This is a genomic window from Streptomyces sp. NPDC023573 (assembly GCF_055559735.1).
The window spans coordinates 110,418-136,251 of the sequence record NZ_JBVHKB010000005.1; the positions used below are offsets into that span (position 1 = coordinate 110,418).

At 70.8% G+C, this 25,834-nt stretch carries 26 protein-coding genes and 1 pseudogene; 3 read left to right on the plus strand and 24 right to left on the minus strand.

Annotated elements, in window-relative coordinates; genetic code table 11:
* Nucleotides 1-53 precede the first annotated feature (53 nt).
* Both tsf and rpsB read right to left on the minus strand, forming a co-directional pair.
* Nucleotides 54-890 carry a translation elongation factor Ts gene (gene tsf / locus ACZ32T_RS17525; RefSeq protein WP_356713615.1) on the minus strand — a complete coding sequence of 279 codons (837 nt, stop codon included), beginning with the start codon at nt 888-890 and terminating at the stop codon, nt 54-56.
* A 104-nt stretch (nt 891-994) separates the two neighbouring features.
* Nucleotides 995-1,939 (minus strand): 30S ribosomal protein S2, encoded by a 945-nt coding sequence (rpsB, locus tag ACZ32T_RS17530; RefSeq protein ID WP_467270585.1) that lies wholly within the window; start codon nt 1,937-1,939, stop codon nt 995-997.
* A 277-nt stretch (nt 1,940-2,216) separates the two neighbouring features.
* Here rpsB and ACZ32T_RS17535 point away from each other — a divergent pair.
* Nucleotides 2,217-2,669: pseudogene (locus tag ACZ32T_RS17535) on the plus strand (peptidoglycan DD-metalloendopeptidase family protein); the annotation flags it as partial.
* Between the two features lie 155 nt (nt 2,670-2,824).
* Here ACZ32T_RS17535 and ACZ32T_RS17540 read toward each other — a convergent pair.
* The 17 genes from ACZ32T_RS17540 to ACZ32T_RS17620 all read right to left on the minus strand — a co-directional run bounded on the left by ACZ32T_RS17540 (nt 2,825) and on the right by ACZ32T_RS17620 (nt 15,639).
* Entirely contained in the window at nt 2,825-3,382 is a 558-nt protein-coding gene (locus ACZ32T_RS17540) for a TetR/AcrR family transcriptional regulator (protein ID WP_398964586.1), read from the minus strand.
* Nucleotides 3,383-3,479: 97 nt separating this feature from the next.
* Nucleotides 3,480-4,316, minus strand: coding sequence for an RNA polymerase sigma factor WhiG (gene whiG / locus ACZ32T_RS17545; RefSeq protein WP_467270583.1), 837 nt, complete (start codon nt 4,314-4,316; stop codon nt 3,480-3,482).
* Between the two features lie 261 nt (nt 4,317-4,577).
* Nucleotides 4,578-5,750, minus strand: coding sequence for a DNA-processing protein DprA (dprA, locus tag ACZ32T_RS17550; RefSeq protein WP_467367679.1), 1,173 nt, complete (start codon nt 5,748-5,750; stop codon nt 4,578-4,580).
* Nucleotides 5,747-7,369 carry a YifB family Mg chelatase-like AAA ATPase gene (locus ACZ32T_RS17555; RefSeq protein ID WP_467367681.1) on the minus strand — a complete coding sequence of 541 codons (1,623 nt, stop codon included), beginning with the start codon at nt 7,367-7,369 and terminating at the stop codon, nt 5,747-5,749. The genes dprA and ACZ32T_RS17555 overlap by 4 nt, the downstream gene beginning before the upstream one ends.
* On the minus strand, nt 7,369-7,728 hold the full coding sequence (locus tag ACZ32T_RS17560; RefSeq protein WP_467270576.1) for a YraN family protein: 360 nt from the start codon (nt 7,726-7,728) through the stop codon (nt 7,369-7,371). The genes ACZ32T_RS17555 and ACZ32T_RS17560 overlap by 1 nt, the downstream gene beginning before the upstream one ends.
* Nucleotides 7,729-7,860: 132 nt before the next feature.
* The gene (locus ACZ32T_RS17565; protein WP_003965949.1) at nt 7,861-8,169 is read right to left on the minus strand and encodes a DUF2469 domain-containing protein; all 309 of its coding nucleotides are present in this window, start codon (nt 8,167-8,169) and stop codon (nt 7,861-7,863) included.
* A 63-nt stretch (nt 8,170-8,232) separates the two neighbouring features.
* On the minus strand, nt 8,233-8,721 hold the full coding sequence (locus ACZ32T_RS17570; RefSeq protein WP_467270574.1) for an NUDIX hydrolase: 489 nt from the start codon (nt 8,719-8,721) through the stop codon (nt 8,233-8,235).
* The gene (gene lepB, locus ACZ32T_RS17575; protein WP_467367683.1) at nt 8,711-9,484 is read right to left on the minus strand and encodes a signal peptidase I; all 774 of its coding nucleotides are present in this window, start codon (nt 9,482-9,484) and stop codon (nt 8,711-8,713) included. Before lepB (ACZ32T_RS17575) ends, ACZ32T_RS17570 begins: the two co-directional genes overlap by 11 nt.
* A gap of 49 nt (nt 9,485-9,533) precedes the next feature.
* A complete protein-coding gene (gene lepB / locus ACZ32T_RS17580) occupies nt 9,534-10,415 on the minus strand; it encodes a signal peptidase I (protein WP_467270697.1) in 882 nt (293 codons plus the stop codon).
* The gene (lepB, locus tag ACZ32T_RS17585) at nt 10,333-11,391 is read right to left on the minus strand and encodes a signal peptidase I (RefSeq protein ID WP_467270571.1); all 1,059 of its coding nucleotides are present in this window, start codon (nt 11,389-11,391) and stop codon (nt 10,333-10,335) included. The genes lepB (ACZ32T_RS17580) and lepB (ACZ32T_RS17585) overlap by 83 nt, the downstream gene beginning before the upstream one ends.
* Entirely contained in the window at nt 11,384-12,157 is a 774-nt protein-coding gene (gene lepB / locus ACZ32T_RS17590) for a signal peptidase I (protein WP_467270569.1), read from the minus strand. Before lepB (ACZ32T_RS17590) ends, lepB (ACZ32T_RS17585) begins: the two co-directional genes overlap by 8 nt.
* A 45-nt stretch (nt 12,158-12,202) precedes the next feature.
* Entirely contained in the window at nt 12,203-12,553 is a 351-nt protein-coding gene (gene rplS, locus ACZ32T_RS17595; protein WP_033304056.1) for a 50S ribosomal protein L19, read from the minus strand.
* A gap of 124 nt (nt 12,554-12,677) precedes the next feature.
* Nucleotides 12,678-13,499, minus strand: coding sequence for a tRNA (guanosine(37)-N1)-methyltransferase TrmD (trmD, locus tag ACZ32T_RS17600; protein WP_467367685.1), 822 nt, complete (start codon nt 13,497-13,499; stop codon nt 12,678-12,680).
* Complete coding sequence (gene rimM, locus ACZ32T_RS17605) at nt 13,499-14,110, minus strand: ribosome maturation factor RimM (protein WP_467270566.1); 612 nt, start codon at nt 14,108-14,110, stop codon at nt 13,499-13,501. The genes trmD and rimM overlap by 1 nt, the downstream gene beginning before the upstream one ends.
* Nucleotides 14,111-14,207: 97 nt before the next feature.
* Entirely contained in the window at nt 14,208-14,447 is a 240-nt protein-coding gene (locus ACZ32T_RS17610) for an RNA-binding protein (protein ID WP_014153811.1), read from the minus strand.
* Nucleotides 14,448-14,449: 2 nt separating this feature from the next.
* The gene (gene rpsP / locus ACZ32T_RS17615) at nt 14,450-14,890 is read right to left on the minus strand and encodes a 30S ribosomal protein S16 (protein WP_356713593.1); all 441 of its coding nucleotides are present in this window, start codon (nt 14,888-14,890) and stop codon (nt 14,450-14,452) included.
* Between the two features lie 155 nt (nt 14,891-15,045).
* Nucleotides 15,046-15,639 carry a hypothetical protein gene (locus tag ACZ32T_RS17620; protein WP_003965961.1) on the minus strand — a complete coding sequence of 198 codons (594 nt, stop codon included), beginning with the start codon at nt 15,637-15,639 and terminating at the stop codon, nt 15,046-15,048.
* A gap of 519 nt (nt 15,640-16,158) precedes the next feature.
* Between ACZ32T_RS17620 and ACZ32T_RS17625 the strand changes: the two genes are divergently transcribed.
* Nucleotides 16,159-17,019, plus strand: a complete 861-nt coding sequence (locus tag ACZ32T_RS17625; RefSeq protein WP_467270563.1) for an SAM-dependent methyltransferase — start codon at nt 16,159-16,161, stop codon at nt 17,017-17,019.
* A 69-nt stretch (nt 17,020-17,088) separates the two neighbouring features.
* Here ACZ32T_RS17625 and ffh read toward each other — a convergent pair whose 3' ends face one another.
* From ffh to nsdA, 5 genes are all read right to left on the minus strand, one after another.
* Nucleotides 17,089-18,636: a signal recognition particle protein gene (ffh, locus tag ACZ32T_RS17630; RefSeq protein WP_393763906.1), complete on the minus strand. Its 1,548-nt coding sequence runs from the start codon at nt 18,634-18,636 to the stop codon at nt 17,089-17,091.
* Nucleotides 18,637-18,757: 121 nt separating this feature from the next.
* Nucleotides 18,758-21,208 carry a [protein-PII] uridylyltransferase gene (locus tag ACZ32T_RS17635; RefSeq protein WP_467270561.1) on the minus strand — a complete coding sequence of 817 codons (2,451 nt, stop codon included), beginning with the start codon at nt 21,206-21,208 and terminating at the stop codon, nt 18,758-18,760.
* 32 nt (nt 21,209-21,240) lie between these two features.
* Nucleotides 21,241-21,579: a P-II family nitrogen regulator gene (locus tag ACZ32T_RS17640; RefSeq protein ID WP_014048583.1), complete on the minus strand. Its 339-nt coding sequence runs from the start codon at nt 21,577-21,579 to the stop codon at nt 21,241-21,243.
* Nucleotides 21,576-22,928 (minus strand): ammonium transporter, encoded by a 1,353-nt coding sequence (locus ACZ32T_RS17645; protein WP_467270559.1) that lies wholly within the window; start codon nt 22,926-22,928, stop codon nt 21,576-21,578. The genes ACZ32T_RS17640 and ACZ32T_RS17645 overlap by 4 nt, the downstream gene beginning before the upstream one ends.
* 339 nt (nt 22,929-23,267) lie before the next feature.
* On the minus strand, nt 23,268-24,743 hold the full coding sequence (nsdA, locus tag ACZ32T_RS17650; protein ID WP_467270557.1) for a transcriptional repressor NsdA: 1,476 nt from the start codon (nt 24,741-24,743) through the stop codon (nt 23,268-23,270).
* 422 nt (nt 24,744-25,165) lie between these two features.
* Here nsdA and ACZ32T_RS17655 point away from each other — a divergent pair, with 422 nt between their 5' ends.
* Entirely contained in the window at nt 25,166-25,813 is a 648-nt protein-coding gene (locus ACZ32T_RS17655) for a bifunctional DNA primase/polymerase (protein WP_467270555.1), read from the plus strand.
* The last annotated feature ends 21 nt before the right edge of the window (nt 25,814-25,834 follow it).

A 25,834-nucleotide genomic window follows, 5' to 3' on the forward strand; every position in this document is an offset into this window, starting at 1 on the left:
GGCCGTCGACTGCACCAGACCCTATCGGGGTCCACCGTTGTTCGCGGACGGACTCAGATGCCGACCTTGATACGCGTGAAGCGCTTCAGGGTGACACCGGCCTCGTCCAGGACCTTCTGGACGGACTTCTTGTTGTCCAGCGCGTACGGCTGGCCCAGGAGGGTGGCCTCCTTGAAGAAGCCGTTGACGCGACCCTCGACGATCTTCGGGAGCGCGGCCTCGGGCTTGCCCTCGGCACGCGTGGTCTCCTCGGCGACGCGGCGCTCGGCCTCGACGACCTCGGCCGGGACGTCCTCGCGGGAGAGGTACTTCGGGGCGAAGGCGGCGATGTGCTGGGCGATGCCCTTGGCCAGGTCGGCGTCGGCCTTGTCCAGCTCGACCAGGACACCGATCTGCGGCGGCAGGTCGGGCATGGTGCGGTGCATGTACACGGTGACGTAGTCGCCGGTGAACTGCGCGAAGCGGTCCAGGACGATCTTCTCACCGAGGTTGGCGTTGGCCTCGTCCACGTACGCCTGGACGGTCTTGCCGGCCTCGATCTCGGACGCGAGGAGCGCCTCGATGTCGGCCGGGGAGGTCGCGGCGACGTGCGCGGCCAGCGTGTTGGCGACGGCCTGGAACTTGTCGCCCTTGGCGACGAAGTCCGTCTCGCACTTCAGCTCGAGCAGGACGCCGGACGTCTTGTCCTCGGAGACGAGGGAGACGACGGCACCGTTCTCGGCAGAACGGCCTTCGCGCTTGGCGACGCCCTTCTGGCCCTTGATGCGGAGCGCCTCGACGGCACCGTCGACGTTGCCGTCGGCCTCGTCGAGCGCCTTCTTGCAGTCCATCATGCCGGCGCCGGTGAGCTCGCGGAGCTTCTTGACGTCAGCGGCGGTGTAGTTCGCCATGAGTCTGTTTCTCTCTCGAAGTCTGAAAGATCTACGGGTGAACGGCGGGGGCGGTGCCGGTGCACCGGCCCCCGCCGTCATTCAGCCGTGACTGACGGGTGTCGTCAGGCCTGCTCGGCGTCCGCGGCCGGAGCCTCGGCGGCGGGGGCCTCGGCAGCCGGGGCCTCGTCCTGCTCGGCGGCGACGGCGGCCGGCTTGGCGTCCTCGTCGGCGTCCTTCTCGGTCTCGACCGAGGACTGGACCTCGGCCGTGGCCTCGGCTTCGTCCTTCTTGTCGCCCGCGAGCAGGTCACGCTCCCACTCGGCGAGGGGCTCGCCGGCGGCCTTCTCGCCCGGCTTCGAGTCACCGGTGGCGGCACCGGAACGGGCGATGAGGCCCTCGGCGACGGCGTCGGCGATCACGCGGGTGAGCAGGGTGACGGAGCGGATCGCGTCGTCGTTGCCCGGAATCTTGTAGTCGACCTCGTCGGGGTCGCAGTTGGTGTCGAGGATCGCGACGACCGGGATGTGGAGCTTGCGCGCCTCACCGACGGCGATGTGCTCCTTCTTGGTGTCGACGATCCAGACGGCGCTCGGCACCTTCTGCATCTCGCGGATACCACCGAGGGTCTTCTCCAGCTTGGCCTTCTCGCGGGAGAGGACCAGGAGCTCCTTCTTGGTGAGGCCGGAGGCGGCCACGTCCTCGAAGTCGATGAGCTCGAGCTCCTTCAGACGCTGAAGGCGCTTGTAGACGGTGGAGAAGTTGGTGAGCATGCCACCGAGCCAACGCTGGTTGACGTACGGCATGCCGACGCGCGTCGCCTGCTCGGCGATGGCCTCCTGGGCCTGCTTCTTCGTACCCACGAACATGATGGAGCCGCCGTGGGCGACGGTCTCCTTGACGAACTCGTAGGCGCGGTCGATGTACGACAGCGACTGGAGCAGGTCGATGATGTAGATGCCGTTGCGCTCGGTGAAGATGAAGCGCTTCATCTTCGGGTTCCAGCGACGGGTCTGGTGACCGAAGTGGACGCCGCTTTCCAGCAGCTCCCGCATCGTGACGACGGCCATGGCCGTACTCCTTGAGGTACTCGGTTTTCGCGACCGCAGGATTGCTGTCGCGCCTGACGCCCCGACGCGCCGTGCCACGAGGGACCGAGGAGCGCGGCCACCGTCCGCAGAGAGGGAGGTGGCGGGGCGTGCGAAGTCGACCCGGTGACCCGGATCGCCAGAAGAAGTGTACGGGACCCGCCGGGTCCAGGGTGACGGCGATGTCCACAACCTCTCGGCCGTCCACAGATCCGGGTCATGATCCCCACGGAACGGGCCTCCGGGAGATCGTTGCGTCATGTGCCGCTCACCTGGAGGAACCACCGGCCGGCCGCGTGCCGCGCGGGTGGCCGTCCCTCTCGCCCTACTGCCCGCCGCGCTGCTCGCCGTCCTGCTGGGTCCGGCCTCCACGAGAGCCTGGGCGGCGCCGCCTCCGGGCGGCGACCGCGTCTGGCCGCTCGCGGGCCGGCCCCTGGTCGTACGGGGCTGGGAGCCGCCCGCCGGTCCGTACGCACCGGGTCACCGCGGGGTCGACCTCGCCGCCCCGCCGGGCACCCCTGTTCTGGCGGCGGCCCCTGGCCGGGTCGCCTTCGCGGGGCCGGTCGCGGGGCGCGGGGTGGTCTCCGTCGACGTGGCCGGCAGCGGGGAGCCGCCGCTGCGCTTCACCTACGAGCCGGTGCCGGCGCGGGTCTCCGAGGGCGACGAGGTGGTCGCGGGACAGGTGGTGGGGGTGGTCGGGCCGGAGCCGTCCCACTGCGCCTCCGGCTGTCTGCACTGGGGGCTGCGGCGCGGAGACGTCTATCTCGATCCGTTGTCGCTGCTTCCTCCGTCACTGCTGCGACGGGGGCCCTCCAGACTGCTGCCGGTGTTCGGCGTGCCGCTCCCGGAGGCGGACCGGAGGCGCGCTCAGCCCCGGACACCTCGCAGGACCATGGCCACGGCCGTGTCCGCCACGGTGCCCGGCTCCTCGGCCGCGCCCAGCTCGATCCTGCGAACCGCGGCGTCGACCGAGCCCTGCAGGAGCATGGCCGCGAGCCTCGGTTCGGTGTGGCCCAGGTCGGCGAGCGCCTCGACGATCATGGCGATCAGCCCGCCGTGCGCGGCACGGATCTTCTCCCGGGCTCCGGCGTCCAGTTCGCTCGCGGAGATCGCCACGACAGCGCGGTGCCGCCGGTCCCCGACGAGGTCGAGCTGCCGGCGCACATAGGCCTCGATCTTGGCCTCGGGCGTACCGGCCCGCTCCATCGCGTTCTCGACCTCGGCGGCCCAGACCGGGAAGTCGACGGCGCAGAGCTCCTCGACCACGGCCGCGCGGGAGCGGAAATACTCGTAGACGGAGGACCTGGCGAGGCCGGTGCGCTCGGCGAGGGCGGGGAAGGTCAGCGCCTCCGTACCGCCCTCGGACAGCAGGGAGCGTGCGGCGTCCAGGAGGGCGCCGCGCTGCATGGTCCGGTGCTCGGCCACGGAGGCCGCTCGAATCCTGGGCACCCCTCCACTCTACGGCGGCGGCAGTTCGAAGGGGGGTGCGCGTCGGCGGCCGGTTGGCCGAACCGGCTTCCGCTCAGCGTCCGGCGTCGGCCAGCTTCGCCCGGAGCTGCAGCACCGACTTGGTGTGGATCTGACTGACCCTGCTCTCGGTGACGCCGAGGACGTTGCCGATCTCGGCGAGGGTGAGGCCTTCGTAGTAGTAGAGCGTGACCACGGTCTTCTCCCGATCGGGGAGTGTGTTGATGGCGCGGGCGAGCAGCCGTCTGAGCTCGCGGTCCTCGGCGACCTCGACCGGGTTGTCGGCCGCGGTGTCCTCGAGGGTGTCCATCAGGCTCAGCCGGTCGCCGCCCTCCCCGCCGACATGCAGCAGCTCCTCCAGCGCCACCACGTTGGCGAGCGACAACTGGCTGAAAACCGCGTGCAGTTCCTCCAGGGCGACACCCATCTCCGCGGCGACCTCGGCCTCCGATGGGGTCCGCCGCAGCTGCGCCTCCAGCGTGGCGTAGGCGCGCTCGACGTTGCGTGCCTTCTGCCGCACGGACCGCGGAATCCAGTCCAGCGCCCGGAGTTCGTCGATCATCGCGCCGCGGATCCTGGTGATCGCATAGGTCTCGAACTTGATGGCCCGCTCGATGTCGAACTTCTCGATGGCGTCGATCAGCCCGAAGACACCGGACGAGACGAAGTCCGCCTGCTCCACGTTGGACGGCAGCCCCACGCTGACCCGGCCGGCGACGTACTTCACCAGCGGTGAGTAGTGCAGGATCAGCTGCTCCCGCAGCCTCTCGTCACCGGTGGTCTTGTACGAACGCCACAACTCGTCGAGGGAGGAGGGCGCGGGAGGACGCACAGTGCCACGCGCAGCCGGTGGTACTGCCGCGCGGTCAGACCCGGAGGTGTGCTGGGGCATGTGGTGCCTTGAGCCGTTCTGCTGTGAAGTGCTGGGACGTGTCTCTGGGGCGGAATCCTTGTGAGCGTAGCGTGACTGAAGCGTTGCGGTGTGCGCAGGACAAGGGAACCGTGTGGTGCGATTGCGTGCCAAATCCCTTGCCGTTCTCCCTCCAGCTGACAGGGGTGACGACGGGGACCGGCACCGCTCACGCCGCCCCCGGAGGCCTGACCGGGCGCCTCCGAGGTCATCTGCATCACCTTTTCACCCGAATGCTCCGGGTCAAGTACCGCCTCGCCGCGCGTCCCCATTGCGTGTCCGTCCCCGCGTCAACCGCCATCCGTCGCCCTCCCGTTCGACGAACCCCAGTGAGTGGAGTTCGTACAACCGCCCGAGGGCTTCATCCGTGGACGCTCCGGCGCTCCTGGCCACGGCGCGCCCCTCCATCGCGCCCGTCCCCGGCAGCGCGTCCAGCACCCGCGCCAAGGCGTCGTCGAGGAGGTCCCTGGGCAGGACGGGGCCGCTTCTTGCCGGGGCCAGTTCACCGATGTCCCCCACCAGTTCGGAGATCTCGGCGGCGTCGGTGACCAGGACGCCCTCACCGCGGAGGAGTTCATGCACGCCCGCCGAGAGGCCGCTCGTGGCGGGGCCGGGGACCCCCATCGTGAAACGGCCCAGCCGTTGCGCGTTCCTCGCGGTGACCAGCGAGCCGCTGCGGTATTCGGCTTCCACCACCACGGTGCCCCTGGTGAGTGCCGCGATCACCCTGTTCCGGAGGATGAATCTGCTGCGCGTCGGATGGGCCCCAGGCGGCAGCTCGCCCATGACCACGCCCTGTTCCACGATGCGTCCGATCAGCTCTGCGTGGCCCCGGGGGTAGGCCACGTCGACCCCGCAGGCCAGCACCGCCATGGTGGCGCCGCCCGCGGCCAGCGCCCCGCGATGGGCGGCTCCGTCCACCCCGAACGCCGCGCCGGAGACCACGACCCAGCCCCGCTCCGCCAGCCCTGCGGCGAGGGTCGCCGCCATGTGCGCCCCGTAGGACGTGCAGGCCCGGGCGCCCACGAGCGCGACGGAACGCAGCGCCCAGAGGCGCAGGTCGGACCGGCCGCGCACCCAGAGGCCGATCGGGCGCGCGTCCCCCAGGTCGTCGAGCTGGCTCGGCCACTCCCGGTCACCGGGACAGACGAAACGCCCTCCGATCGCGGCGATCTCCGCCAGGTCCCTTCCAGGGACGGCACTCGACGCCCGCAGGCGGTACCCGGCGAGCCGGGTCGCCGTCATCCCCTCCAGCGCCTGCGCGGTTGCGTCCGTGCCCGCCAGACGCCGTATCAGCTCGACGGAACCGATCTCACGGATCCAGCGCCCGGCGCGCTCGTCCCCGGGCTCGAACACCCTGGTGAGGGCGGCGCGTGCCAGCCGCTCGGGCTCGCCAGGGGCCGGCAGGGCGTTCACCGGGCTCCCGCCTGCATGGGGACCCCCCGCTGGATACCCGTCCGCAGCTCCAGTGCCACCGCGATGTCCGACGCGTCCGGGCGGTCGGCGGCCCTCAGGTCGGCCACGGTCCAGGCCACGCGCAGGACCCTGTCGAGGCCGCGAGCGGTGAGGATTCCCCGCTCCATGTCCCGCTCGGCCGCCATCAGGGCGCCGGGGGCCGCGACCAGTCTGGTCCGCAGTTCGTGCCCGGGCACTTCGCTGTTGGTGGTCCAGGGGGTGCCCGCGAGCCGCTCGGCGGCGCGCTCCCTTGCCGCCCGCACCCGGGCGGCCACCTCGGCGGACGACTCCCCGCGGCCGCCGCTCCCCATGAGGTCGGCCCTTCCGACGGGCTCGACCTCGACGCGCAGATCCACCCGGTCGAGCAGCGGGCCCGACAGCCGTGCCTGGTAACGGCGGACCGCCGACGGCGGGCATTCACAGCCCGCCCCGGCCAGGGTGTGCCTGCCGCACGGACAGGGGTTGGCGGCAAGGACCATCAGGAAGCGCGCGGGCAGCCGGACGACCCCGGCCGCGCGTGCGACCACCACATGTCCGGACTCCAGGGGCTGGCGCAGCGCGTCGAGGGCCCGCCCGGAGAACTCCGGGGCCTCGTCCAGGAAGAGGACGCCCCGGTGCGCCAGGGACACGGCTCCCGGCCGCGGCAGGCCGTTGCCACCGCCCACGAGTGACTGCATCGTCGCCGAGTGGTGCGGGGCGCAGTACGGCGCTCTGCTGATCAGGGGTTCGCCCGGCGGGAGGATGCCCGCGACCGAGTGCACCGCCGTCACCTCGAGGGACTCCTGCCGGGAGAGCGGCGGCAGGATCGCCGTGAGCCGCTCGGCCAGCATGGTCTTCCCCGCCCCGGGCGGGCCGGAGAGCAGCAGGTGGTGTCCCCCTGCCGCCGCCACCTCCAGGGCCTTGCGCGCCCGGCCCTGGCCCGCGACGTCGGACAGATCGGGCCGGTGCGCCGTGCCGTCGGCCGTCAGCGGGGCCAGCCCCGTGCCCAGGCCCGCTCCGGGCACCATCAGCCCGGCCAGCATCGTGTCGGGGCGCCCCCGGTCGGCGGCCGGCTCCTCGGGGACGGGTTCGTCGCCGAGGACGGCGATCAGCTGGCGCAGGCTCCGTACGCCGAGGACGGAGACGCCCGGCACGAGCGCGGCCTCCCCCGCGGTCTGCTCCGGGACGACAACGTGCCGGTACCCCGCTTCGGCCGCCGCGAGGACCGCGGGCAGCACCCCGCGCACCGGGCGCACCCTGCCGTCGAGCCCCAGCTCCCCGATCATGACCACATCGGCGATGGCCGCGGGGTCGATCCGCTCGGCCGCACCGAGGACCGCACACGCGACGGCGAGATCGAAGCCCGAACCACTTTTCGGTACCGAGGCGGGGGAGAGTCCCACCGTGAGCTTCTTCTGCGGCCACTCCGCACCGGAGTTGACGACCGCGGCCCTGACCCGGTCCCGGCTCTCCACGAGGCTCTTGTCCGGCAGCCCCACGAGCGTGAACGCCGCCACGCCTGGCTCCAGATCGGCCTGGACCTCCACCACGACGCCCTCGACGCCGACCAGCGCCACCGAGCATGCCCGCGCGAACCCCATCAGGCCACGCCCCGCACATGCTCGGCGACCGGGGCGCCACGCCTGGGCAGGATCACGCCGATCAGATCGATCCGGACCCCACCTGGCGGCGGACCGCCGTGCCGTCCGAGCCAGATCTCGGCGAGCCTGCGCAGCCGCTCCGCCTTGGCCGGTGTGACGGCTTCCATGGGATGCTCGAAGGAGCCCGCCCTGCGGGCCTTCACCTCGCAGACGACCACCGCGTCGCCGTCCCTGGCGACGATGTCGATCTCTCCCGCCCGACACCGCCAGTTGCGCTCGATCACAGTCATGCCGGCGTCGGCCAGCAGCCGTGCCGCCAGATCCTCGCCGTACCGCCCGAGTGCCCCCCGTGCGTTCATATCGGCACCACCTCCGGCACCGACTGTGACGTGCCCCGTCCGATCTATTGGATCTTGGTGGACAACCAGGCCGATGTGGATATCCCGGCCACTCGGACGAGTGAACCGGGATATCGGGGGAGCAGGCCGGGGTCAGCCGCCCGGGAGTTCGAGATCGCTCTTGTTGAGTTCCTCGATGTTCACGTCCTTGAACGTCAATACGCGGACCTGCTTGACGAACCGGGCGGGCCTGTACATGTCCCAGACCCACGCATCCGCCATGGAAACCTCGAAAAAGACCTCACCCTGGACCGAGTGCACCTGCATCTCGTAATCATTGGTGAGGTAGAAGCGCCGTTCGGTCTCGATCACATATTTGAACAGACCGACGACATCGCGGTACTCCCGGTAGAGCTTCAGCTCCATCTCGGTCTCGTACTTCTCGAGGTCCTCGGCACTCATGGCATGTTCCCCTTCAGCCGTGCGTCCCCCTATTGTGCGTCAGCCCCACGCACCCCTGGCCGATTAGACGATTTCGGGGGCGAGAACCAGCGGAACACTCGGGGGACCCTCGTCGAGCAGCGTGCGCAGCAGCCCGGCGAGCCTGGTCGGATACACCGTCTCACGCGTGGCGAGAAGTTCGGCGGAAGTCCACCACCTCAGACCGGCGACACTGCGCAGCTCCAGCTCGGTGAGCCCTTTCTGGTCGGTCGCGGTCTGTGACGTACGGGCGAGGAAGTACCACTCGTCCTGGTCCCAGCGCCGCCCGTCGAACGGAAAGGAGCAGGCCCTCGTCCACAGCAGGGGACCGAGGCAGACGTCCGTGATCCCGGTCTCCTCGGCGAGCTCCCGCAGGGCGGCCTCCTCGCGGGTCTCGTCGCCCTCCAGGCCGCCGCCCGGGGTGAACCACCAGCTCTCGGCCGGGTCGGCGGGCTCGAAGCCGTGCAGCAGCAGGATCCGGTCGTCCGGGTCGAGGAGCACCACCCGGGCGACCTTGCGTGCCTCAGTGAGCACCGGCGGACGCCTTCGGCCTCTTGCTCCCCCGGGCGGAACGCGCCGACAGCGGGCCGTAGGCGGATCCTCCCAGGATGAGCACCAACCCCACCACGAGGGCACCCACCTGCAGCGGCAGCGGGCCCTCGGACGACACGCCGCCGGGCAGGGACGCGAAGGCCTCGGGGCGGCCGATCATGCCGTTCACGGGCCAGGCGACGGCGTCCACCCGCGCCTGGACGGCACTGCGCGGCACCGAGCCCTGACCCGGGTCCTCCAGGTGCACCCGGGAGTCCAGTGAGGTGCTGCGCTCGTCGCCGAGGAGGAAGAGCTGGCCCTCGGGCACATCGGCCGTGAAGTTCTGGGGCGAGGCCGGGGCGAGGCCGTCCGCCGGGATGAGGGACGAGGCGCCCTCGGCGCGCAGATACGGTTCTTCGATCGGCTTGCCGTTGACGGTGAGCCGGCCTTCCTTGTCACAGCACGCGATCTTGTCGCCGCCGACGCCCACGACCCGCTTCACCATGGGCACGTCACCCCACGTCGAGTCGGTGAAGACGACCACGTCTCCGCGCCGCACGTCGCCGCCGTCTATCCGCTCCGCGAGGACCCGGTCGCCGGCGTTCACCGTCGGCGTCATCGAGTCGGTCGGCACGGTGTACGGCTTGTACACCAGCGCCCCCCAGGCGAAACCGCCGAGGAAGAGCACACAGCCGACGGCCACGGCCAGGTTCGACAACACGTTGCCGAGCCGGCCGCGGCCGTCGTCACGTTCTGATCCACTCATCCCAGCGCTCCCCCATCGGAGATCGACAATCGCTGATCCGAGCGGCACCCTACCCGGCGGTATGCCCGCGGGTCAGCCTGCGGCGACGCCAGAACACGAGGGGCAGCGCTCCGGCTACACCGAGTGCTCCGGGAACCGCCGCCGAGGCGACCGCGTTCAGTCCGGGCTGGTCGAACGTCTTCGGCACCGGAAGCGTCGCCCAGCGGTTGATGGGCCACGCCACGACCACGGCCCGTCCGACCACCTCGTCCGTGGAGACCGTGCCCTGGCCGGGAAGCTCCTGGTGGTAGCGGGAGTCCAGCGAATTCTGCCGGTGGTCGCCCATCACCCAGATCCGGCCCTCGGGCACATGGATCGGCCCGAACGGCTCGTCGTCACACGCGCTGTTGCCCTCGAAGATGAACGACTTGTCGTCCAGCGCCTTGCCGTTGACCGTCACCGGCCCGTTCTTCTTGCACTGGACGGTGTCACCGCCGACGGCGACGACCCTCTTGATCAGGTCCTTCTCCTCGGCGGACGGCATCAGTCCGATGAAGCTCAGGAACTTCTGCACCGCGTTGGGCTCGGGCGTCGCGGTGTCCTCCAGCCAGCCGCCCGGGTCGTGGAAGACCACCACCTCTCCACGCTCGGGCTCCGAACCGAACCACGGGGTCAGCTTGTCGACCAGCACCCGGTCACCCCGTTGCAGGGTGTTCTGCATGGAGTCCGAGGGGATCGAGAACGCCTGCACCAGGAACGTCTTGATCAACAGCGCGAGAACGAGCGCGATGCCGACGAGGAGCGGCAGCTCCTTCCAGAACGAGCGGGGTTTCTTCACCGCCGAACTGCCACCGTCCGGGGACGTGCCGTCACTCTCCGCCTCCACCGGGACCCCGTCGCTCGAAGGCCGGTCCTCGGGTTCGTCGTGTCCGGATCGTGCGCCGACCGCCAAATCCCCCACATCCACTCCTCACTCCGTGCCACCGCCCGCGCCCGATTCGGCGCAGGCCCACCACTCCCATAACGAGCGGGAGTTCCGCAGGGGTCGGGAGCAGGACCATTCCGTTGCGATCCTGGGAGGACACACTATTCGACGGGGCCTTCGCAGCGGTCGCTCCGACGCCCCCCTCAGGAACGGAGGCATACGTTCCGGGCTCTTCCAGCCTGCGCCAATGACCGAACGGCCACGCGATCACCACGGCCCGCCCCACGACCTCGTCCTCCGAGACCGTGCCGTTACCCGGCTTGTCGAGATGGAATCGCGAGTCGGCGGAATTCGACCGGTGGTCGCCCATCACGAAGATACGGCCCTCTGGAACCTCTACCTCGAATTCGAGGGTGGAGGGCACATCGCCGGGATTGAGGTACGGCTCGTCGAGCGCCACGCCGTTGACCGTGACCCTGCCGTCGGCGCCGCAGCACTTCACGGTGTCGCCCCCGACCGCCACCACGCGCTTGATCAGGTCCTGCTCGTCCTCCGAGGGCAGCAGTCCGATGAAGGTCAGCAGTTCCTTGACCTGTTTGACGCCTGCGGGCGGTTCCTCGGCGGCTGCGGCCTCCTGCTGCAGCCAGCCGCCCGGGTCCTTGAAGACGACCACGTCGCCGCGCTGCGGTTCGGAGCCGAACCAGGGCGTCAGCTTGTCCACCAGCACCCGGTCGCCGATCCGGATCGTCTGCTCCATCGACCCGGAGGGAATCACGAAGGCCTGGACGAGGAAGGTCTTGAGTACGAGCGCGATCAGCAGCGCGACCAGGACGAGGAGGGGTATCTCCTTGATCGCGGACCGGCGCCGGCGGCGTTTCACCTTGCGGGCCAGCTTGCGGCGCTCCGCCCGCGTGGGCAGTGAGCGGCTCGTGGCGGGCCTCGATCCGGTGGGCAGCGGCGCGCCGTCGTCCGGCACTCCCCGCCCTCGCCCCCTGTTACCCATGGGCCGCGTCCGCCGGCCGTATACCCGTGAAGGCGTCGGTGCCCTCCAGGGAGCCGATTCTGCCCAGCGGCCAGCCGAGCCAGTCGACCCGTCCTGTCACCCGCTCCACGGGCACCATGCCGCCCCCCGGCTCCCCCAGGTGGTCCCGGGAGTCCCGCGAGCTGCTGCGGTGGTCGCCCATCACCCACAGCCTGCCGTCGGGCACGACGATGTCGAAGGGGACGTCGGACGGATGGTCACCCGGGTGCAGATACTCCTCGTCCACCGGAGCGCCGTTCACCTCGAGCCTCCCCCGCTTGTCGCAGCAGACCACACGGTCGCCCCCCACGCCCACCACCCGCTTCACGAAGTCGGACCCGGCGGGTTCGGCCAGACCCAGGGACGCGGCCGCCCCGTGCAGCAGCGCGCCGACGGCGTTCCCGCCGGACGACGTCTCCCGCACGAAGGATCCGGTGCCGTCGAAGACCACCACGTCGCCGCGCCGGGGCTCCGAGCCGAAACGGTACGCCAGTTTGTTGACGAGGACCCGGTCCCCGACGCGCAGCGTGGGCTGCATCGAGCCGCTGGGGATGAGGAAGGGCTGCAGCACGAAGGCGCTGAAGAGCAGCAGGGCGACCGTGCAGAGCATGCCCAGAAAGACGGTCCGCCCCCAGGTGATCGACCCGGCCGGCCGGTCCCGGACATGCGTGGAGCGCGACCCCTCCTCCGCCCCTTCTGCGGGGCCGGAGGAGAGATCGCGCTCCATGTGCTGTGCTTCCGTGTCCATCGGGGCCGAATCCTATCCGGCCGCGCTGTGGACGCCGGAGGTGAATCAGCGGTCGCGCTTCTCCTTGATCTTCGCGGCCTTGCCGCGGAGCTCACGGAGGAAGTAGAGCTTGGCGCGACGGACGTCACCGCGGGTGACGAGCTCGATCTTCTCGAAGATCGGGCTGTGCACCGGGAAGGTGCGCTCGACGCCGACGCTGAAGGAGACCTTGCGGACCGTGAAGGTCTCGCTGATGCCCGAGCCCTGGCGACGGATGACAATGCCCTTGAACTGCTGGATACGGGAGCGGTTGCCCTCGATCACGCGCACGTGGACGTTGACCGTGTCACCCGGGCGGAACGCCGGGAGGTCGGTACGGAGCGAAGCGGCGTTGACGCCATCGAGCAGGGAAGTCATGTTGTCTGCTTTCTTCGCCGATGCCACAGGTCATCGACGGGAGAGAGTGAAGTTCGGATGCTGATCACGTCGGGCGGGCGTCTGTCCCCCTGTGGCAGGGGCGCACGCCGGACGTACAGCGGGCCTATTCTTCCACGGCCTCGGGCCTGCGCCAAAATCGCCCGTCGGGCCCCGGGGACCAGCCGAGGATGGAGAGCATCTCGCGGTCCTTCTTGTCGAAACCCGAGGCCTCGCATCGCTCGATCAGGTCGGGCCTGTTGGCGGCGGTACGACGGAAGGCCTCGTCCCGGCGCCAGCGCGCGATCCGGCCGTGGTGGCCGCTCAGCAGCACCTCGGGGATGCCACGTCCGCGCCACTCGGGGGGCTTCGTGTAGACCGGCCCCTCGAGCAGGTCGGCCATGGCCCCGGGCGCGAAGGAGTCGTCGCGGTGCGACTCGGCGTTGCCGAGCACCCCGGGCAGCAGCCGGGCCACGGCCTCGGTGATCACCAGGACCGCGGCTTCACCGCCCGCGAGGACGTAGTCCCCGATGGACACCTCGATGACCGGCATCCGGGTCGCGTACTCGTCCATCACCCTGCGGTCGATGCCCTCGTAGCGGGCGGGGGTGAAGATCAGCCACGGCCGTTCCGAGAGCTCGACGGCCAGTTCCTGGGTGAAGGGCCTGCCGCTGGGCGTGGGCACCACGAGCACCGGGGAGTGCGCCCCGGCCTCGTACCCGTCGGCCAGCGCGTCGTCCAGGGCGTCACCCCAGGGCTCTGTCTTCATGACCATGCCGGGGCCACCGCCGTAAGGGGTGTCGTCCACCGTGTTGTGCCGGTCGTACGTCCAGTCGCGCAGGTCGTGGACGTGTACGTCGAGGCGTCCCCGGGTGCGCGCCTTGCCGACGAGCGAGACGTTCAGGGGGTCCAGGTACTCGGGAAAGATCGTGACGACGTCGAGCCGCATCACGCGTCGCCCTTCCCGCCGCCGTCCGCCGCGTCCCTCTCGACGGCGTCCTCGTCAGGCGTGGAGCCGTCCTCGTCGCGCGTGGAGGCGATCACCGCCTCGCTCTCGTCGATCAGACCCGGCGGCGGCGTGATGACGGCCCGCTGCTCCTCCAGGTCGATCTCGGTGACGATCTCCTCGACGAACGGGATCATCACCTCGCTCCCGTCCGGCCGTTCCACGATGAACAGGTCCTGCGACGGCAGGTGCGTGATCTCGGTGATGCGGCCGATCTCCGTGCCGTCGGTGAGGACGACGTCGAGGTCCATCAGCTGGTGGTCGTAGAACTCCTCGGGATCCTCGGGCAGTTCCGCCGGGTCGACCTCGGCGATCAGCAGGATGTTGCGCAGCGCCTCGGCGGCCGTACGGTCGCGCACGCCCTCGAACCGCAGCAGCAGCCTGCCGCTGTGCACCCGGCCGGTCTCGATGGTCAGCGGCCCGGCATGGGCGGGCTCCGTGGCCAGTACGGCCCCGGGTCCGAGCCGGAGCTCGGGCTCGTCGGTGCGCACCTCGACGGTGACCTCGCCCTTGATGCCATGGGCGCGACCGATCCGCGCAACTACCAACTGCACGCTACTTCTCCCGGTGATCTCTTACTGAGGTGTACGGACGACAAAGGCCGGGGACGGCTCGAAAGCCCTCCCCGGCCCCGGCCGGTGTTCAACTCTTTCAGCGAACCTGGTCCACATCGACGAGGTCGACACGGATTCCACGGCCGCCGATGGCACCCACGACGGTACGCAGGGCGCGTGCGGTGCGGCCGTTGCGGCCGATCACCTTGCCGAGGTCGTCGGGGTGTACCCGGACCTCGAGAACGCGTCCACGGCGCAGGTCACGCGAGGCGACCTGCACATCGTCGGGGTTGTCGACGATGCCCTTCACGAGGTGCTCAAGAGCCTCCTCGAGCATGCTCAGGCCTCGGTCGACTCGGTGGACGCGGCAGCGTCAGCCGCCTCGTCCGCCTTCTTGTCCGACTTCTTGGCCTTCTGGGTGATGGCCTCACCCTTGGCCTCGTCGCCATCCGTGGCCAGGGCCTCGAACAGGGCGCGCTTGTCAGCCTTGGGCTCCGGCTGCAGCAGCGGCGCGGGGGCCGGGAGGCCCTTGTGGGCCTGCCAGTCACCGGTGAGCTTCAGGATCGCGAGGACCGGCTCGGTCGGCTGGGCGCCGACGGACAGCCAGTACTGCGCGCGCTCCGAGTTGACCTCGATGCGGGACGGGTTCTGCACCGGGTGGTACAGACCGATCTCCTCGATGGCCCGGCCGTCGCGGCGGACGCGGGAGTCGGCGACGATGATGCGGTAGTGAGGCGAACGGATCTTGCCCAGACGCTTCAGCTTGATCTTGACTGCCACGGAAGTGGTGTCTCCTGGTCTCTGACGTGGTTGGGCACAAAAGATGCCACGTGGGGTTGCGGTACTCGGGTGCCCGATGGACGCGTCAGCCGGAGGAGAGAGGGGTCCTGTGCGACTGTCGAGTACAGCGACCTATTGTGCCACACCGCGCCGGGTCACCCCACCGCGACCGCCGCTTCCGGGATGCGGAAGGGCTTGCCGCAGCCCCCGCAGACGATCGGGGCCTGCGCGAGGACTGAGGGCACGACGCGGACGTTGCGTCCGCAGTCGCAGACGGCCTTGACCCGCACCCCTCCCCCGGACGAGCCGTGCCGCGCGGCGGGACCACGGAACGAGCGCTTGGTGTCCGCCGCGGTGGCCACGGTGTGCGCCTTGAGCGCCCGCTGCAGACGTTCGGTCGTCGGGCGGTATCTGCGTTTGGCCTCGGGATTAAGCGTCACCAGCGAGAATCCGCTGCTGGGGTGGGGTTCCTCGGCATGATCGAGGCCCAGCTCCTCGGCGATCGCGAGGAAGCGTCGGTTGTGGTAGCGGCCGGCCCGGGAGGTGTCCCGGACACCTCTCGCGGCAGCGATGCCGTGGACTGCCTCGTGGAGCAGTCGTTCGAAGGAGAGCTCGGCGCCACAGGCGGACGAGGACTCTCCGATCAGGGACTCTGGCGCGGCAAGATCGGGCAGCTCGGGGTGGTACCGCTGAATGTCGGCCCACGCCTGTGCCAGCTCTGCGGCAAGTACAGGTGGTGTCGTGCTCACGTCGTGACAACGAGCCTGAGTGCTCCGGTGTTCCTATTACGGGGCATCTCAAATAATTTGCACGTACCAGTCAGTTGCCCTTGATGCGTCCGGACGAGGGCGGGTGCGCAGATCAGCGGAGAAGCCTCACAGCTCGCACCAAGCCGGTACGTAGCAACGCGTACGCACCGGCGTGGACGGGCGCCCCGCGGGTGACAGTACCCGGCACGGAGCGACGGCCGCACGCCGGTCGTGACCGGCGGCCGGGGCGCTCGACGTGCTGCGCCCCGCGTGTCGGGTAAGACTGTGAGGAAGCGAGCATCAGGCGCGCTGTTCCCGGCGCCCGCGTCCGCAAAGGCGCGCCCGGGGGCGCACGGCCGGAGCACGTGAGCAATGCCATCCCACCCCGTCCCACCTCTGGACGGGACCGCCGATGCGGAGTTCTCTGACATACGGGGGCTGTGGGCGCGCACACAGCACATAGACATGGGGGACCTCACTCGGGCACGACCGACCTCACGGCGGATTGGGGCGCATTCCATGACACCTACGCTCGTCCGGCACCACAGGTACGCGGATTCGTCCGCCCCGGTGGACGCCGGTACCCGCGCCCGTGACTGGGCCGAGATCCAGGAGCGCATGCTGGCACCGCTCTACGAGGCGGTGTACGAGCGCCTCGAAGTCGGAGGCGGTACGCGGATGCTCTCCCTCGGCTGCGGTTCCGGGCTCGCGCTGCTGATCGCGGCCTCACGCGGGGCCCGCGTCACCGGCGTCGACACCGACCACGAACGGCTCGCCCTGGCCCGCGAGCGCCTCGCCTCAGGCCCGGGGCAGGACGCGGACCGTACGGAGCCGCGGGCGAGGCTCGTCGACAGCGTCCCGGCGGCCGCCCCCGACGGCGGTGCGCCGTACAACCTGCTGACCGCCTTCCAGCCGATCGGCTGCGCGGCCGGGGACTCCGAGGGGCTCGCGCCCGCTCTCGCCTCCGCCGTACCGCTGGCCGTGCGGGGGGCCACGGTGGTGCTGGCCGGCTGGGGGCCGCCGGAGCGGTGCGCCACGGCTCCGGTGCTGAGGGTGGCGGCCCGGCTCACGGAGTCGGCGCGGGCCCCGCGCTCCGGAAGCGGCTGGCGGCCCGCGCTGCGGGACGACCTGGAAGAGGTGGCGGCGCGGGCCGGGCTCAAGCCGGACGGCTCGGGCCGGGTGTCCTGCCCGTTCGGTTACGCGGACGTGGACAGCGCGGTGCGCGGGCTGCTGTCGACCGGGCTGTTCGACACGGCCATACGGGCGACGGACCGTACCCAGGTGGAGAAGGAGGTCGCGGAGGCCCTGCATCCGCATCTGCGGCCCGACGGCACGGTGTGGATGCCGAACGTCTTCCGCTACCTGGTGTGCGTGTCGTAGCGGTCGTCACGGGACAGCGAAGGGGCGCCCCGCCGGGCGGGGCGCCCCTTCGTCCGTGTTCCTGGCCGGTCAGCCCATGAACTTCTTGAACTCGTCAGGGAGTTCGAAGTTCTTGTCCTCCTGGGCGGGCAGACCCAGCGCGCCACCCTGCGCCGCCTGCTCGCGGCGGGCCGCCGCTGCCTGCTCCTCGGCCTTGCGCTTCATCGGGTTGCCGCTCTTGCGCTTGCCCTTGGCCTGCTTGACCTGCTTCTTCTGACGGCCGGGGCCGCCGCCCATGCCGGGCATCCCCGGCATCCCGGGCATGCCACCGCCCTGCGCCATCTTCGACATCATCTTGCGGGCCTCGAAGAACCGCTCGATGAGGCCCTTGACCGCGGAGACCTCGGCACCGGAGCCCTTGGCGATACGGGCCCGGCGCGAGCCGTTGATGATCGTCGGCTCGGCGCGTTCCTTCGGGGTCATCGACTTGATGATCGCGGCCATGCGGTCGACGTCACGCTCGTCGATGTTGTTGATCTGTTCCTTGATCTGCCCCATGCCGGGCAGCATCCCGAGCAGCTTGGAGATGGAGCCCATCTTCCTGACCTGCTCCATCTGCGCCAGGAAGTCGTCGAGCGTGAAGTCCTTGCCCTTGCTCGACGCCAGCTTGGAGGCCATTTTGGCGGCCTCTTCCTGGCTGAAGGTCTTCTCCGCCTGCTCGATCAGGGTGAGCAGGTCACCCATGTCGAGGATGCGGGACGCCATGCGGTCGGGGTGGAAGGCGTCGAAGTCCTCGAGCTTCTCACCGTTCGACGCGAACATGATCTGCTTGCCCGTGACGTGGGCGATCGACAGGGCGGCACCACCGCGGGCGTCACCGTCGAGCTTGGAGAGCACCACGCCGTCGAAGCCGACGCCGTCGCGGAAGGCCTCGGCGGTGTTGACCGCGTCCTGGCCGATCATCGCGTCGACGACGAAGAGGATCTCGTCGGGGCTGACGGCGTCGCGGATGTCCGCGGCCTGCCGCATCAGTTCCTCGTCGATGCCGAGGCGGCCGGCGGTGTCGACGATCACGATGTCGTGGACCTTGGCCTTGGCGAACTCGATGGAGTCCTTGGCGACCTTGACCGGGTCCCCCACGCCGTTGCCCGGCTCCGGCGCGTACACCGCGACACCGGCGCGGTCGGCGACGACGCTGAGCTGGTTGACGGCGTTGGGGCGCTGGAGGTCACAGGCGACGAGCAGCGGGGAGTGGCCCTGGCTCTTGAGCCAGAGACCGAGCTTTCCGGCGAGGGTGGTCTTACCGGCACCCTGCAGACCCGCGAGCATGATCACGGTGGGCGGGTTCTTGGCGAACCGCAGCCGCCGTGTCTCGCCGCCCAGGATGCCGACGAGCTCCTCGTTGACGATCTTGACGACCTGCTGGGCGGGGTTCAGCGCCTGGGAGACCTCGGCGCCGCGCGCCCGCTCCTTGATGTTGGCGATGAACGCGCGGACCACGGGGAGGGCGACGTCGGCTTCGAGCAGGGCGATACGGATCTCGCGAGCCGTGGCGTCGATGTCCGCCTCGGACAAGCGGCCCTTGCCCCTGAGGTTCTTGAAAGTCGCGCTAAGGCGGTCGGAGAGAGTATCGAACACGGCGCTCGTCGGTCCTCAGGGTCGGGGGCGTGGCAGGTCAGTCGCTCTCCAGGGTATCCGGACCCCGGAGAACGCAAAGCCCTCGCCCGTTTCTCGTGACGAACGGGCCTGGGGCGGGGGCTCAGCCCAGCTCCTTCTCGACCTCCCTGGCCACCTCGGCGGCCCGCTCCGGAGCCAGCGGCTCACCGTCACCGTCCGTGACGTAGAAGGCGTCCACGGCGTTCGCTCCGAGCGTGGACACATGGGCGCTGCGCACCCGTACGGCGCTCCGCTCCAGGGCCCGGCCGATCCGGTGCAGCAGCCCGGGGGCGTCCTGGGCGCGGACCTCGATCACGGTGGCCAGGCGGGAGCCCGCCGCCGCTACGGACACCCTGGGGGGCGGGGCCTTCACCCCGCGCCTGCGCGGATAGGCGGCCTCGCGTTCGGCGAGCCTGGCCCGGATGTCCAGGGAGCCGTCCAGGGCGCGTACGAGGTCGGCGCGCAGCCGGGTGGCCTGCGGGAGCGAGCCGTACTCGGCGGCGACCCGCCAGCTGAGCACCAGCAGTCCGGCGGTCTCGTCCATCTCGGTGGGGAGCTCGACGGCGCGCAGGTCGGCGGCGCGCACGGTGAGGCGGTGCAGCGCGAGCACTCCGGCAGCGGCGGGCAGGACGCCGGGGCGGTCGGGCAGGGCGATGAGGAGTTCGACGCCGACGGGTTCCGGTCCGCCGTCCTCGGGGGCCGGCTCGGGCCGGGTGTGCAGGGAGAGGACGGGCCCACCGGTGCGGAGCGCCTCGACGGCGAGGCGTTCCTGCTCGGCGCTGGGGGCGAGCGGCTCGGGTGCGGGCGGCTCCTCCCCTGCCAGGAGCGCCGCGACGCGTTTGACCAGGTCGGCGACGAGGGAGGCGCGCCAGGAGCTCCAGGCGGCGGGCCCGGTGGCCAGGGCGTCGGCCTCGGTGAGCGCGTGGAGGAGTTCCAGGGTGGAGGCGCTGCCGACGGCCGTGGCGACGGAGCGGACGGTCGCCGGGTCGTCGAGGTCACGCCGGGTGGCGGTGTCCACGAGCAGCAGGTGGTGGCGCACCAGGGTGGCTACGACGCCCACGTCCTGCTGGTCGAAGCCGATACGGGCGGCCATGTCGCGGGCGATGACCTCGCCCGCGACGGAGTGGTCCCCCGGCCAGCCCTTGCCGATGTCGTGGAGCAGGGCGGCGATCAGCAGGAGGTCGGGGCGGCCGACGCGGCGGGTGAGGTGGGAGGCGCGGACGGCCGTCTCGACGAGATGGCGGTCGACGGTCCAGGTGTGGACGGGGTTGCGCTGCGGCCGGCAGTGGACCCGCTCCCAGTCGGGCAGCAGGCGGGTGATGATGCCTTCCGACTCGAGGGCTTCCCACACCTCCACGGTCGAGGCGCCGGCACCGAGCAGGGTGACGAGCTCCTCGCGGGCCTCGGCGGGCCAGGGCACGGGCAGCGGCTGGGCGGCGGTGCCCAGATGGCGTACGAGGTGGCGGGAGAGCGGCAGCCCGGCCTCGGCGGCTGCGGCGGCGGCCCTGAGCGTGAGCAGGGGATCGCGTTCGGGGCGGGCGGTGCGCGCGAGGACCACCTCGCCGTCGGCCTCGACCACGCCCTCGGCGAGCGGGGTGCGTTCCGGTGCGGCCTTGGCGCCGCCGAGGATCGTGCGCAGCCGTGGCCGGGCGGAGCGTGCGCGCAGGACGCGGTTGACCTCGCGCCAGGTGACGTCGGTGGCGTACGAGACGGTCCTGGCGGCCTCGTACACCTGGCGCAGCAGGGCGTCGGCGTCGAGGAGGCCGAGGGCGCCGGCGACCTGGTCCTGTTCCTGGAGGGCGAGGCGGTCGGTGGCCCGGCCGGTGGTGAGGTGGAGCGCGTCGCGTGCGTCGAGGAGCGTGCGCCGGGCCTCCGCGAGCCCTTCACGGGGCGCGTCCGCGACCCAGGACGCGGCGACGGCACGCAGGGCGGTGGCGTCGCGGAGGCCGCCGCGGGCCTCCTTGAGGTCGGGTTCCAGAAGGAACTGGAGCTCGCCCATGCGTTCGGCCCGCTCGCGGCAGAGTTCGTCGAGGGCGGGGAGGCGCTTGGGGGCCTGGTTGCGCCAGTCGGCGAGGATCGCGGTCCGCAGTCCGGCGACGAGGCCCAGGTCTCCGGTGACGGGGCGCGCGTCGAGCAGTCCGAGCTGGACCTTGAGGTCCTCCCCCGCGGTCCTGCGGGCTTCGCCGGGCGTGCGTACGGAGTGGTCGAGGGCGAGGCCGAGGTCCCAGACGGGGTACCAGATGCCGTCGGCGAGCGCGGCGACCGCTGCGGCGTCGGCGGTGCCGTCGTGCAGGAGCAGGAGGTCGAGGTCGCTGCGCGGGGAGAGCTCGCCGCGCCCGTATCCGCCGACGGCGACGAGGGCGGCGCCCCGGACACCCGCGCGCTCGGCGGCCGCGGTGAAGAGCCCGGTGAGCCAGTCGTCGGTGAGCCGGGCCAGGGCCGCACGGCGCGGCGGCCCGGACCGCGTCTTCTCCTGGAGAAGACGCAGCCGGGCCGCCGCGTAGCCGCTGGGTCCCGAGTCCTCGGATTCGGTGGTCACTTCGGTGCTCGTCACCCAGCTGCCTTTCCGTTCACAGGGACCGCGGGTCAGAGTGCGTCCGGGCCGCGTTCGCCGGTCCGTACGCGGATGGCTGTCTCGACCGGGACGCTCCAGACCTTGCCGTCACCGATCTTGCCCGTCCGGGCGGCCTTGACGACCACGTCGATGAGCTGTTCGGCGTCCTCGTCCTCGACGAGGACCTCGATACGGATCTTCGGGACGAGGTCGACGGTGTACTCGGCACCGCGGTAGACCTCGGTGTGTCCGCGCTGACGCCCGTAACCGCTGGCCTCCGTGACCGTGAGGCCCTGGACGCCGAAGGCCTGGAGGGCCTCCTTGATCTCGTCCAGCCTGTGCGGCTTCACGACTGCGGTGATGAGCTTCATGCGTCCACCTTCTTGTTCGTCGGGGCTGCCGGGGTGCCGGGGGCCGGTCCCGTGGTGCGTTGTGCCGCGCCGCCGCCGGCGCCGCTGAAGTCGTATGCGGTCTCGGCGTGCTCGACCTGGTCGATGCCGGAGATCTCGTCGTCCTCGGAGACGCGCATCCCGATCGTCCTGTCCAGGATGAGGGCGAGGACCGCGGAGACCACCAGGGAGTAGGCGAGGACCGCGAAGACTCCGACGGCCTGCTTGCCGAGCTGGTCGAGCCCGCCGCCGTAGAAGAGGCCCTTGGCGTCGGACTGCACACCGCCGGTGGCGAAGAAGCCGACGAGGAGCGAGCCGATGATGCCGCCGACGAGGTGGACGCCGACGACGTCAAGGGAGTCGTCGTAGCCGAACCTGTACTTGAGGCCGACGGCCATGGCGCACAGGACACCGGCGATCACACCGACGGCGATGGCGCCGAGCGGACTGACCGCACCGCCCGCGGGGGTGATGGCGACGAGGCCCGCGACGGCGCCGGACGCGGCGCCCAGGGTGGTGAAGGAGCCGTGGCGGATCTTCTCGTAGGCGAGCCAGCCGAGGACCGCCGCACCCGTGGCGACCTGCGTGTTGACGAACATGACGGCACCGACACCGTCATCGTTGCCGAGCCACGAGCCGGCGTTGAAGCCGAACCAGCCGAACCACAGGAGGGCGGCACCGAGCATGACGAGCGGCAGGCTGTGCGGCCGCATCGGGTCCTTCTTGAAGCCGACCCGCTTGCCGATGACGAGGATCACGCCGAGTGCCGCCGCACCCGCGTTGATGTGGACGGCCGTACCGCCGGCGAAGTCGATGACGCCCAGCTCGAAGAGCCAGCCGCCCGCGCCCCACACCCAGTGGGCGACGGGGAAGTAGACGACGGTGACCCAGAGCGTGATGAAGAGGGCCCAGGAGGTGAACTTGACCCGGTCGGCGAGGGCGCCGCTGATGAGGGCCGGGGTGAGCACGGCGAACATCAGCTGGAAGACCGCGAAGACGTAGGTCGGGATGGTGTAGCCGTCCCAGAGCTCGGTCACGCCGATTCCGCTGAGGCCGACGAAGTCCGAGCTCCAGCCGATGACGGAGCCGACGTCGGAGCCGAAGGCGAGGCTGAATCCGTAGAGCACCCAGAGGACCGTGACGATCCCGAGGCTGATGAAGCTCATCATCAGCATGTTCAGGGTGCTCTTGACGCGGACCATGCCTCCGTAGAAGAAGGCCAGACCCGGGGTCATGAGCATCACCAGCGCGGAGCAGATGAGCATGAACCCTGTGTTGGCGGCAGACAGCTCGGGGGCGTCTGCGGCAAGCGTCGTGATGCCTGGGGGCATCGGCGTCTCCTCGTCGTCGGTGCGGCCACGTGCGGGGGTGCGGGACCACGGTGAAAAGGTGCGGGCCGGTTATGCGCCATGAGATTCGCGCAGCGCGGTTTCCACGGATGCCGCACGGTGTTTCACCGCAGTGACGGCTGGGCCCCGCGTGTTACGTACCGATGAACCAGGGGTGTCGGACCCGGTGTGCTGCCTACCATGCTGCCTGCGCCGCATACGGAGCGGCCGGAGCGGCCGGGAACGTGAACCGGCCACGACGGCTCCCCGCTGACCGGGCGATGGGGGAGCCGGGTCGGGTGGTGCGGGGGCGGCCGTCGTGGCCGGTGGCAGGAGTGCCGGTCAGACCGCTTCGGCGGTCTCCGGAAGCTGCTCGGTGAGCAGGTCGGTGAGCCGGGCGACCTCGGGGATGTCACCGAAGTCCCTGGCAGCGGTGTCGACGGTCTTGCGGAGCCTCGTGTTGACGCGCTCCGACCTGACCTTCTTGGCGATCTTCAGGGCCCTGGTGGCCAGGACCGTCGACTCCTCCGGTTCGCGCTTGAGGAGGTGCACGGTGGCCATGCCGATCAGATTGAGCGCGTAGGACCGCTGGTGCTCGTCGTCCTCACCGAAGAGCTCGACGGCACGGGTCATGACGGGCTCGGCGAGCGAGGCGTAGGTGGGGCTGCGGCCGGCGACATAGGCGAGGTCACGGTAGGAGTGGGCGTTCTCGCCGTGGAGCTCGGCGTCGGAGAAGAAGCGGATCCAGTCGGGCTCGGGCTCGTCGTCGAGGACGGCGTCGGCGAAGGTGTCCTCAGCCATCCGGACCGCCCGCTTGCACTTGCTCGGCTGGCCCATGTTGGCGTAGGCGCGTGCCTCCATCGCATACAGCATGGCCTGGGTCCGGGCGGTGGCGCAGTCACGGCTGCCGTACTGGGCGAGGTGGATGAGTTCGAGTGCGTCGTCGGGCCGGCCGAGGTGGATCATCTGACGGCTCATGCTGGAGAGGATGTACGAACCCAGCGGCTTGTCCCCGGCCTCCTTGGAGGCGTGCAGGGCGAGCACGAAGTACTTCTGGGCGGTGGGCTGGAGGCCCACGTCGTAGCTCATCCAGCCCGCGAGCTCGGCCAGTTCGGCCGCGCAGCGGAACAGACGCCTGGCGGTGGCCTGGGGCTGCGGTTCCTGCAGCAGGTCGGTGACTTCGTGGAGCTGGCCGACGACGGCCTTGCGGCGCAGCCCGCCGCCGCACTGGGCGTCCCACTGACGGAACATCGCCGTGGTGGACTCCAGCAGGTCGAGCTCGGGACCGGAGAGGCGTGAGGGGCGGCTCTCCGCTGTCGGCAGCTCGGGTTCCGGCTGCCCCTGGCGGGTGACGGGCACCAGCCAGCGCTGCATGGGCTCGATGAGGGTGGGTCCGGCGGCCAGGGCGAGGGAGCTGCCGAGGAAGCCGCGCCGGGCGAGCATGAGGTCGCTGCGGGAGAACTCGCTGAGCAGTGCGACGGTCTGCGGTCCGGCCCAGGGCAGGTCGACCCCCGCCACCGAGGGCGCCTGGTGGGCGGCGCGCAGTCCGAGGTCCTCGACGGAGACGACGGTGCCGAAGCGCTCGGAGAAGAGCTCGGAGAGGATGCGCGGGATCGGCTCGCGGGGCTGCTCGCCGTCGAGCCAGCGGCGCACCCGGGAGGTGTCGGTGCTGATGTGGTGGGCACCGAGCTGGCGGGCGCGCCGGTTCACCTGGCGGGCGAGCTCGCCCTTCGACCAGCCGCTCCGCACGAACCACGATCCCAATGGCCCGTTGGGGCGCTTTCCGGCATTCGTCTCGCCTGCGCCGCTGCCACTCACTGGAACGCCCCCATCCCGCTGAAACCTGTCGCGCGAACCTCTATCAGAATGCCGCGCCTCGGTGCTGCCCGTACGCCCGTTGCGCCCCATCGAACAGATCGGCGAATTGCCATCGGCATACTCAACTGCAGATGCAATTGCAGCTTCGAGTACCCACGGTAATCCTACGATCACCGCTGCGGCGAGGGCCGTTGCAGAAACGCCACCATTCGCCACCCCTTCGGATGAACCCGTCCGGCACGGTCCGCGATTCACTTGACAGGCCACGATCAGCAGCGAGCGGAGTGAAGCATTCAGGGGCGCGCGCAGCACCTCGCGCACCCCTGTGACGCGACCCCCGCGCTCCGGCGGATCGGCGGCGACGGAGGACGTCCGGTGCTCCGGGTCGTAACCACCGGTGAGTCGGACCCGTTGGAGGGGGCATGGGCTTCACGATCGGCGGCATCCGGGAGATGCGGTCCGGCACGCGGCGGCGCGGCCGTGCGGCCGGGGCGACCGCGGTGGCCGAATACACAGGACTCTGGGGCTGGGCGGTGGCTCCGGGCGCGCGTGCCGCGGCGGGCGTCTGCTCCTGCGGCGACCCCGCGTGCGCCGCCCCCGGCGCGCATCCGCTGGACTTCGCCCGCGAGGTGCCGCCGGGCGCCACCCTGGGTATGGCCTCGGACGCCTGGGCCGAGGTGCCGGGCGCCTCGATGCTGCTCCCCGCCGGCCGTTCCTTCGACGTCCTCGATGTTCCCGAGGCGGCGGGGAGGCGCGCGCTGGTGCGGATGGAGCGGATGGGACTGCCCCTGGGCCCGGTGTCGGTGACACCGACCGGCCGTACACAGTTCTTCGTCGCGCCGGGGGCGGCGGCCGGGCTTCCCGGGCTGCTCTACCGGATGGGCTGGGACGACGCGGTTCTGGACCTGCGCGCCCTGGGCCGTGGCGCGTACGTCACCGCTCCCCCGTCGGACCTCGGAGGCCTCGGACCGGTCCGCTGGCTGCGCCCGCCGGTGCCGGACACCGCCGCCGCGCCCCCGCAGGCCCGGCTGCTGCTGGGCACGCTCGCCTACATATGCCACCGGTGGTGAACGCCGAAGGGCGGTGAACCC

What these genes read in the sequence shown, in the direction of transcription:
- tsf (WP_356713615.1), bottom strand. Translation starts at nt 890, where the DNA reads ATGGCGAACTACACCGCCGCTGACGTCAAGAAGCTCCGCGAGCTCACC.
- rpsB (WP_467270585.1), bottom strand. Translation starts at nt 1,939, where the DNA reads ATGGCCGTCGTCACGATGCGGGAGCTGCTGGAAAGCGGCGTCCACTTC.
- whiG (WP_467270583.1), bottom strand. Translation starts at nt 4,316, where the DNA reads ATGCCCCAGCACACCTCCGGGTCTGACCGCGCGGCAGTACCACCGGCT.
- ACZ32T_RS17555 (WP_467367681.1), bottom strand. Translation starts at nt 7,369, where the DNA reads ATGGGGTTCGCGCGGGCATGCTCGGTGGCGCTGGTCGGCGTCGAGGGC.
- ACZ32T_RS17560 (WP_467270576.1), bottom strand. Translation starts at nt 7,728, where the DNA reads ATGAACGCACGGGGGGCACTCGGGCGGTACGGCGAGGATCTGGCGGCA.
- ACZ32T_RS17565 (WP_003965949.1), bottom strand. Translation starts at nt 8,169, where the DNA reads ATGAGTGCCGAGGACCTCGAGAAGTACGAGACCGAGATGGAGCTGAAG.
- lepB (WP_467367683.1), bottom strand. Translation starts at nt 9,484, where the DNA reads ATGAGTGGATCAGAACGTGACGACGGCCGCGGCCGGCTCGGCAACGTG.
- lepB (WP_467270571.1), bottom strand. Translation starts at nt 11,391, where the DNA reads ATGGGTAACAGGGGGCGAGGGCGGGGAGTGCCGGACGACGGCGCGCCG.
- lepB (WP_467270569.1), bottom strand. Translation starts at nt 12,157, where the DNA reads ATGGACACGGAAGCACAGCACATGGAGCGCGATCTCTCCTCCGGCCCC.
- rplS (WP_033304056.1), bottom strand. Translation starts at nt 12,553, where the DNA reads ATGACTTCCCTGCTCGATGGCGTCAACGCCGCTTCGCTCCGTACCGAC.
- trmD (WP_467367685.1), bottom strand. Translation starts at nt 13,499, where the DNA reads ATGCGGCTCGACGTCGTCACGATCTTTCCCGAGTACCTGGACCCCCTG.
- ACZ32T_RS17610 (WP_014153811.1), bottom strand. Translation starts at nt 14,447, where the DNA reads ATGCTCGAGGAGGCTCTTGAGCACCTCGTGAAGGGCATCGTCGACAAC.
- ACZ32T_RS17625 (WP_467270563.1), top strand. Translation starts at nt 16,159, where the DNA reads ATGACACCTACGCTCGTCCGGCACCACAGGTACGCGGATTCGTCCGCC.
- ACZ32T_RS17640 (WP_014048583.1), bottom strand. Translation starts at nt 21,579, where the DNA reads ATGAAGCTCATCACCGCAGTCGTGAAGCCGCACAGGCTGGACGAGATC.
- ACZ32T_RS17645 (WP_467270559.1), bottom strand. Translation starts at nt 22,928, where the DNA reads ATGCCCCCAGGCATCACGACGCTTGCCGCAGACGCCCCCGAGCTGTCT.
- ACZ32T_RS17655 (WP_467270555.1), top strand. Translation starts at nt 25,166, where the DNA reads ATGGGCTTCACGATCGGCGGCATCCGGGAGATGCGGTCCGGCACGCGG.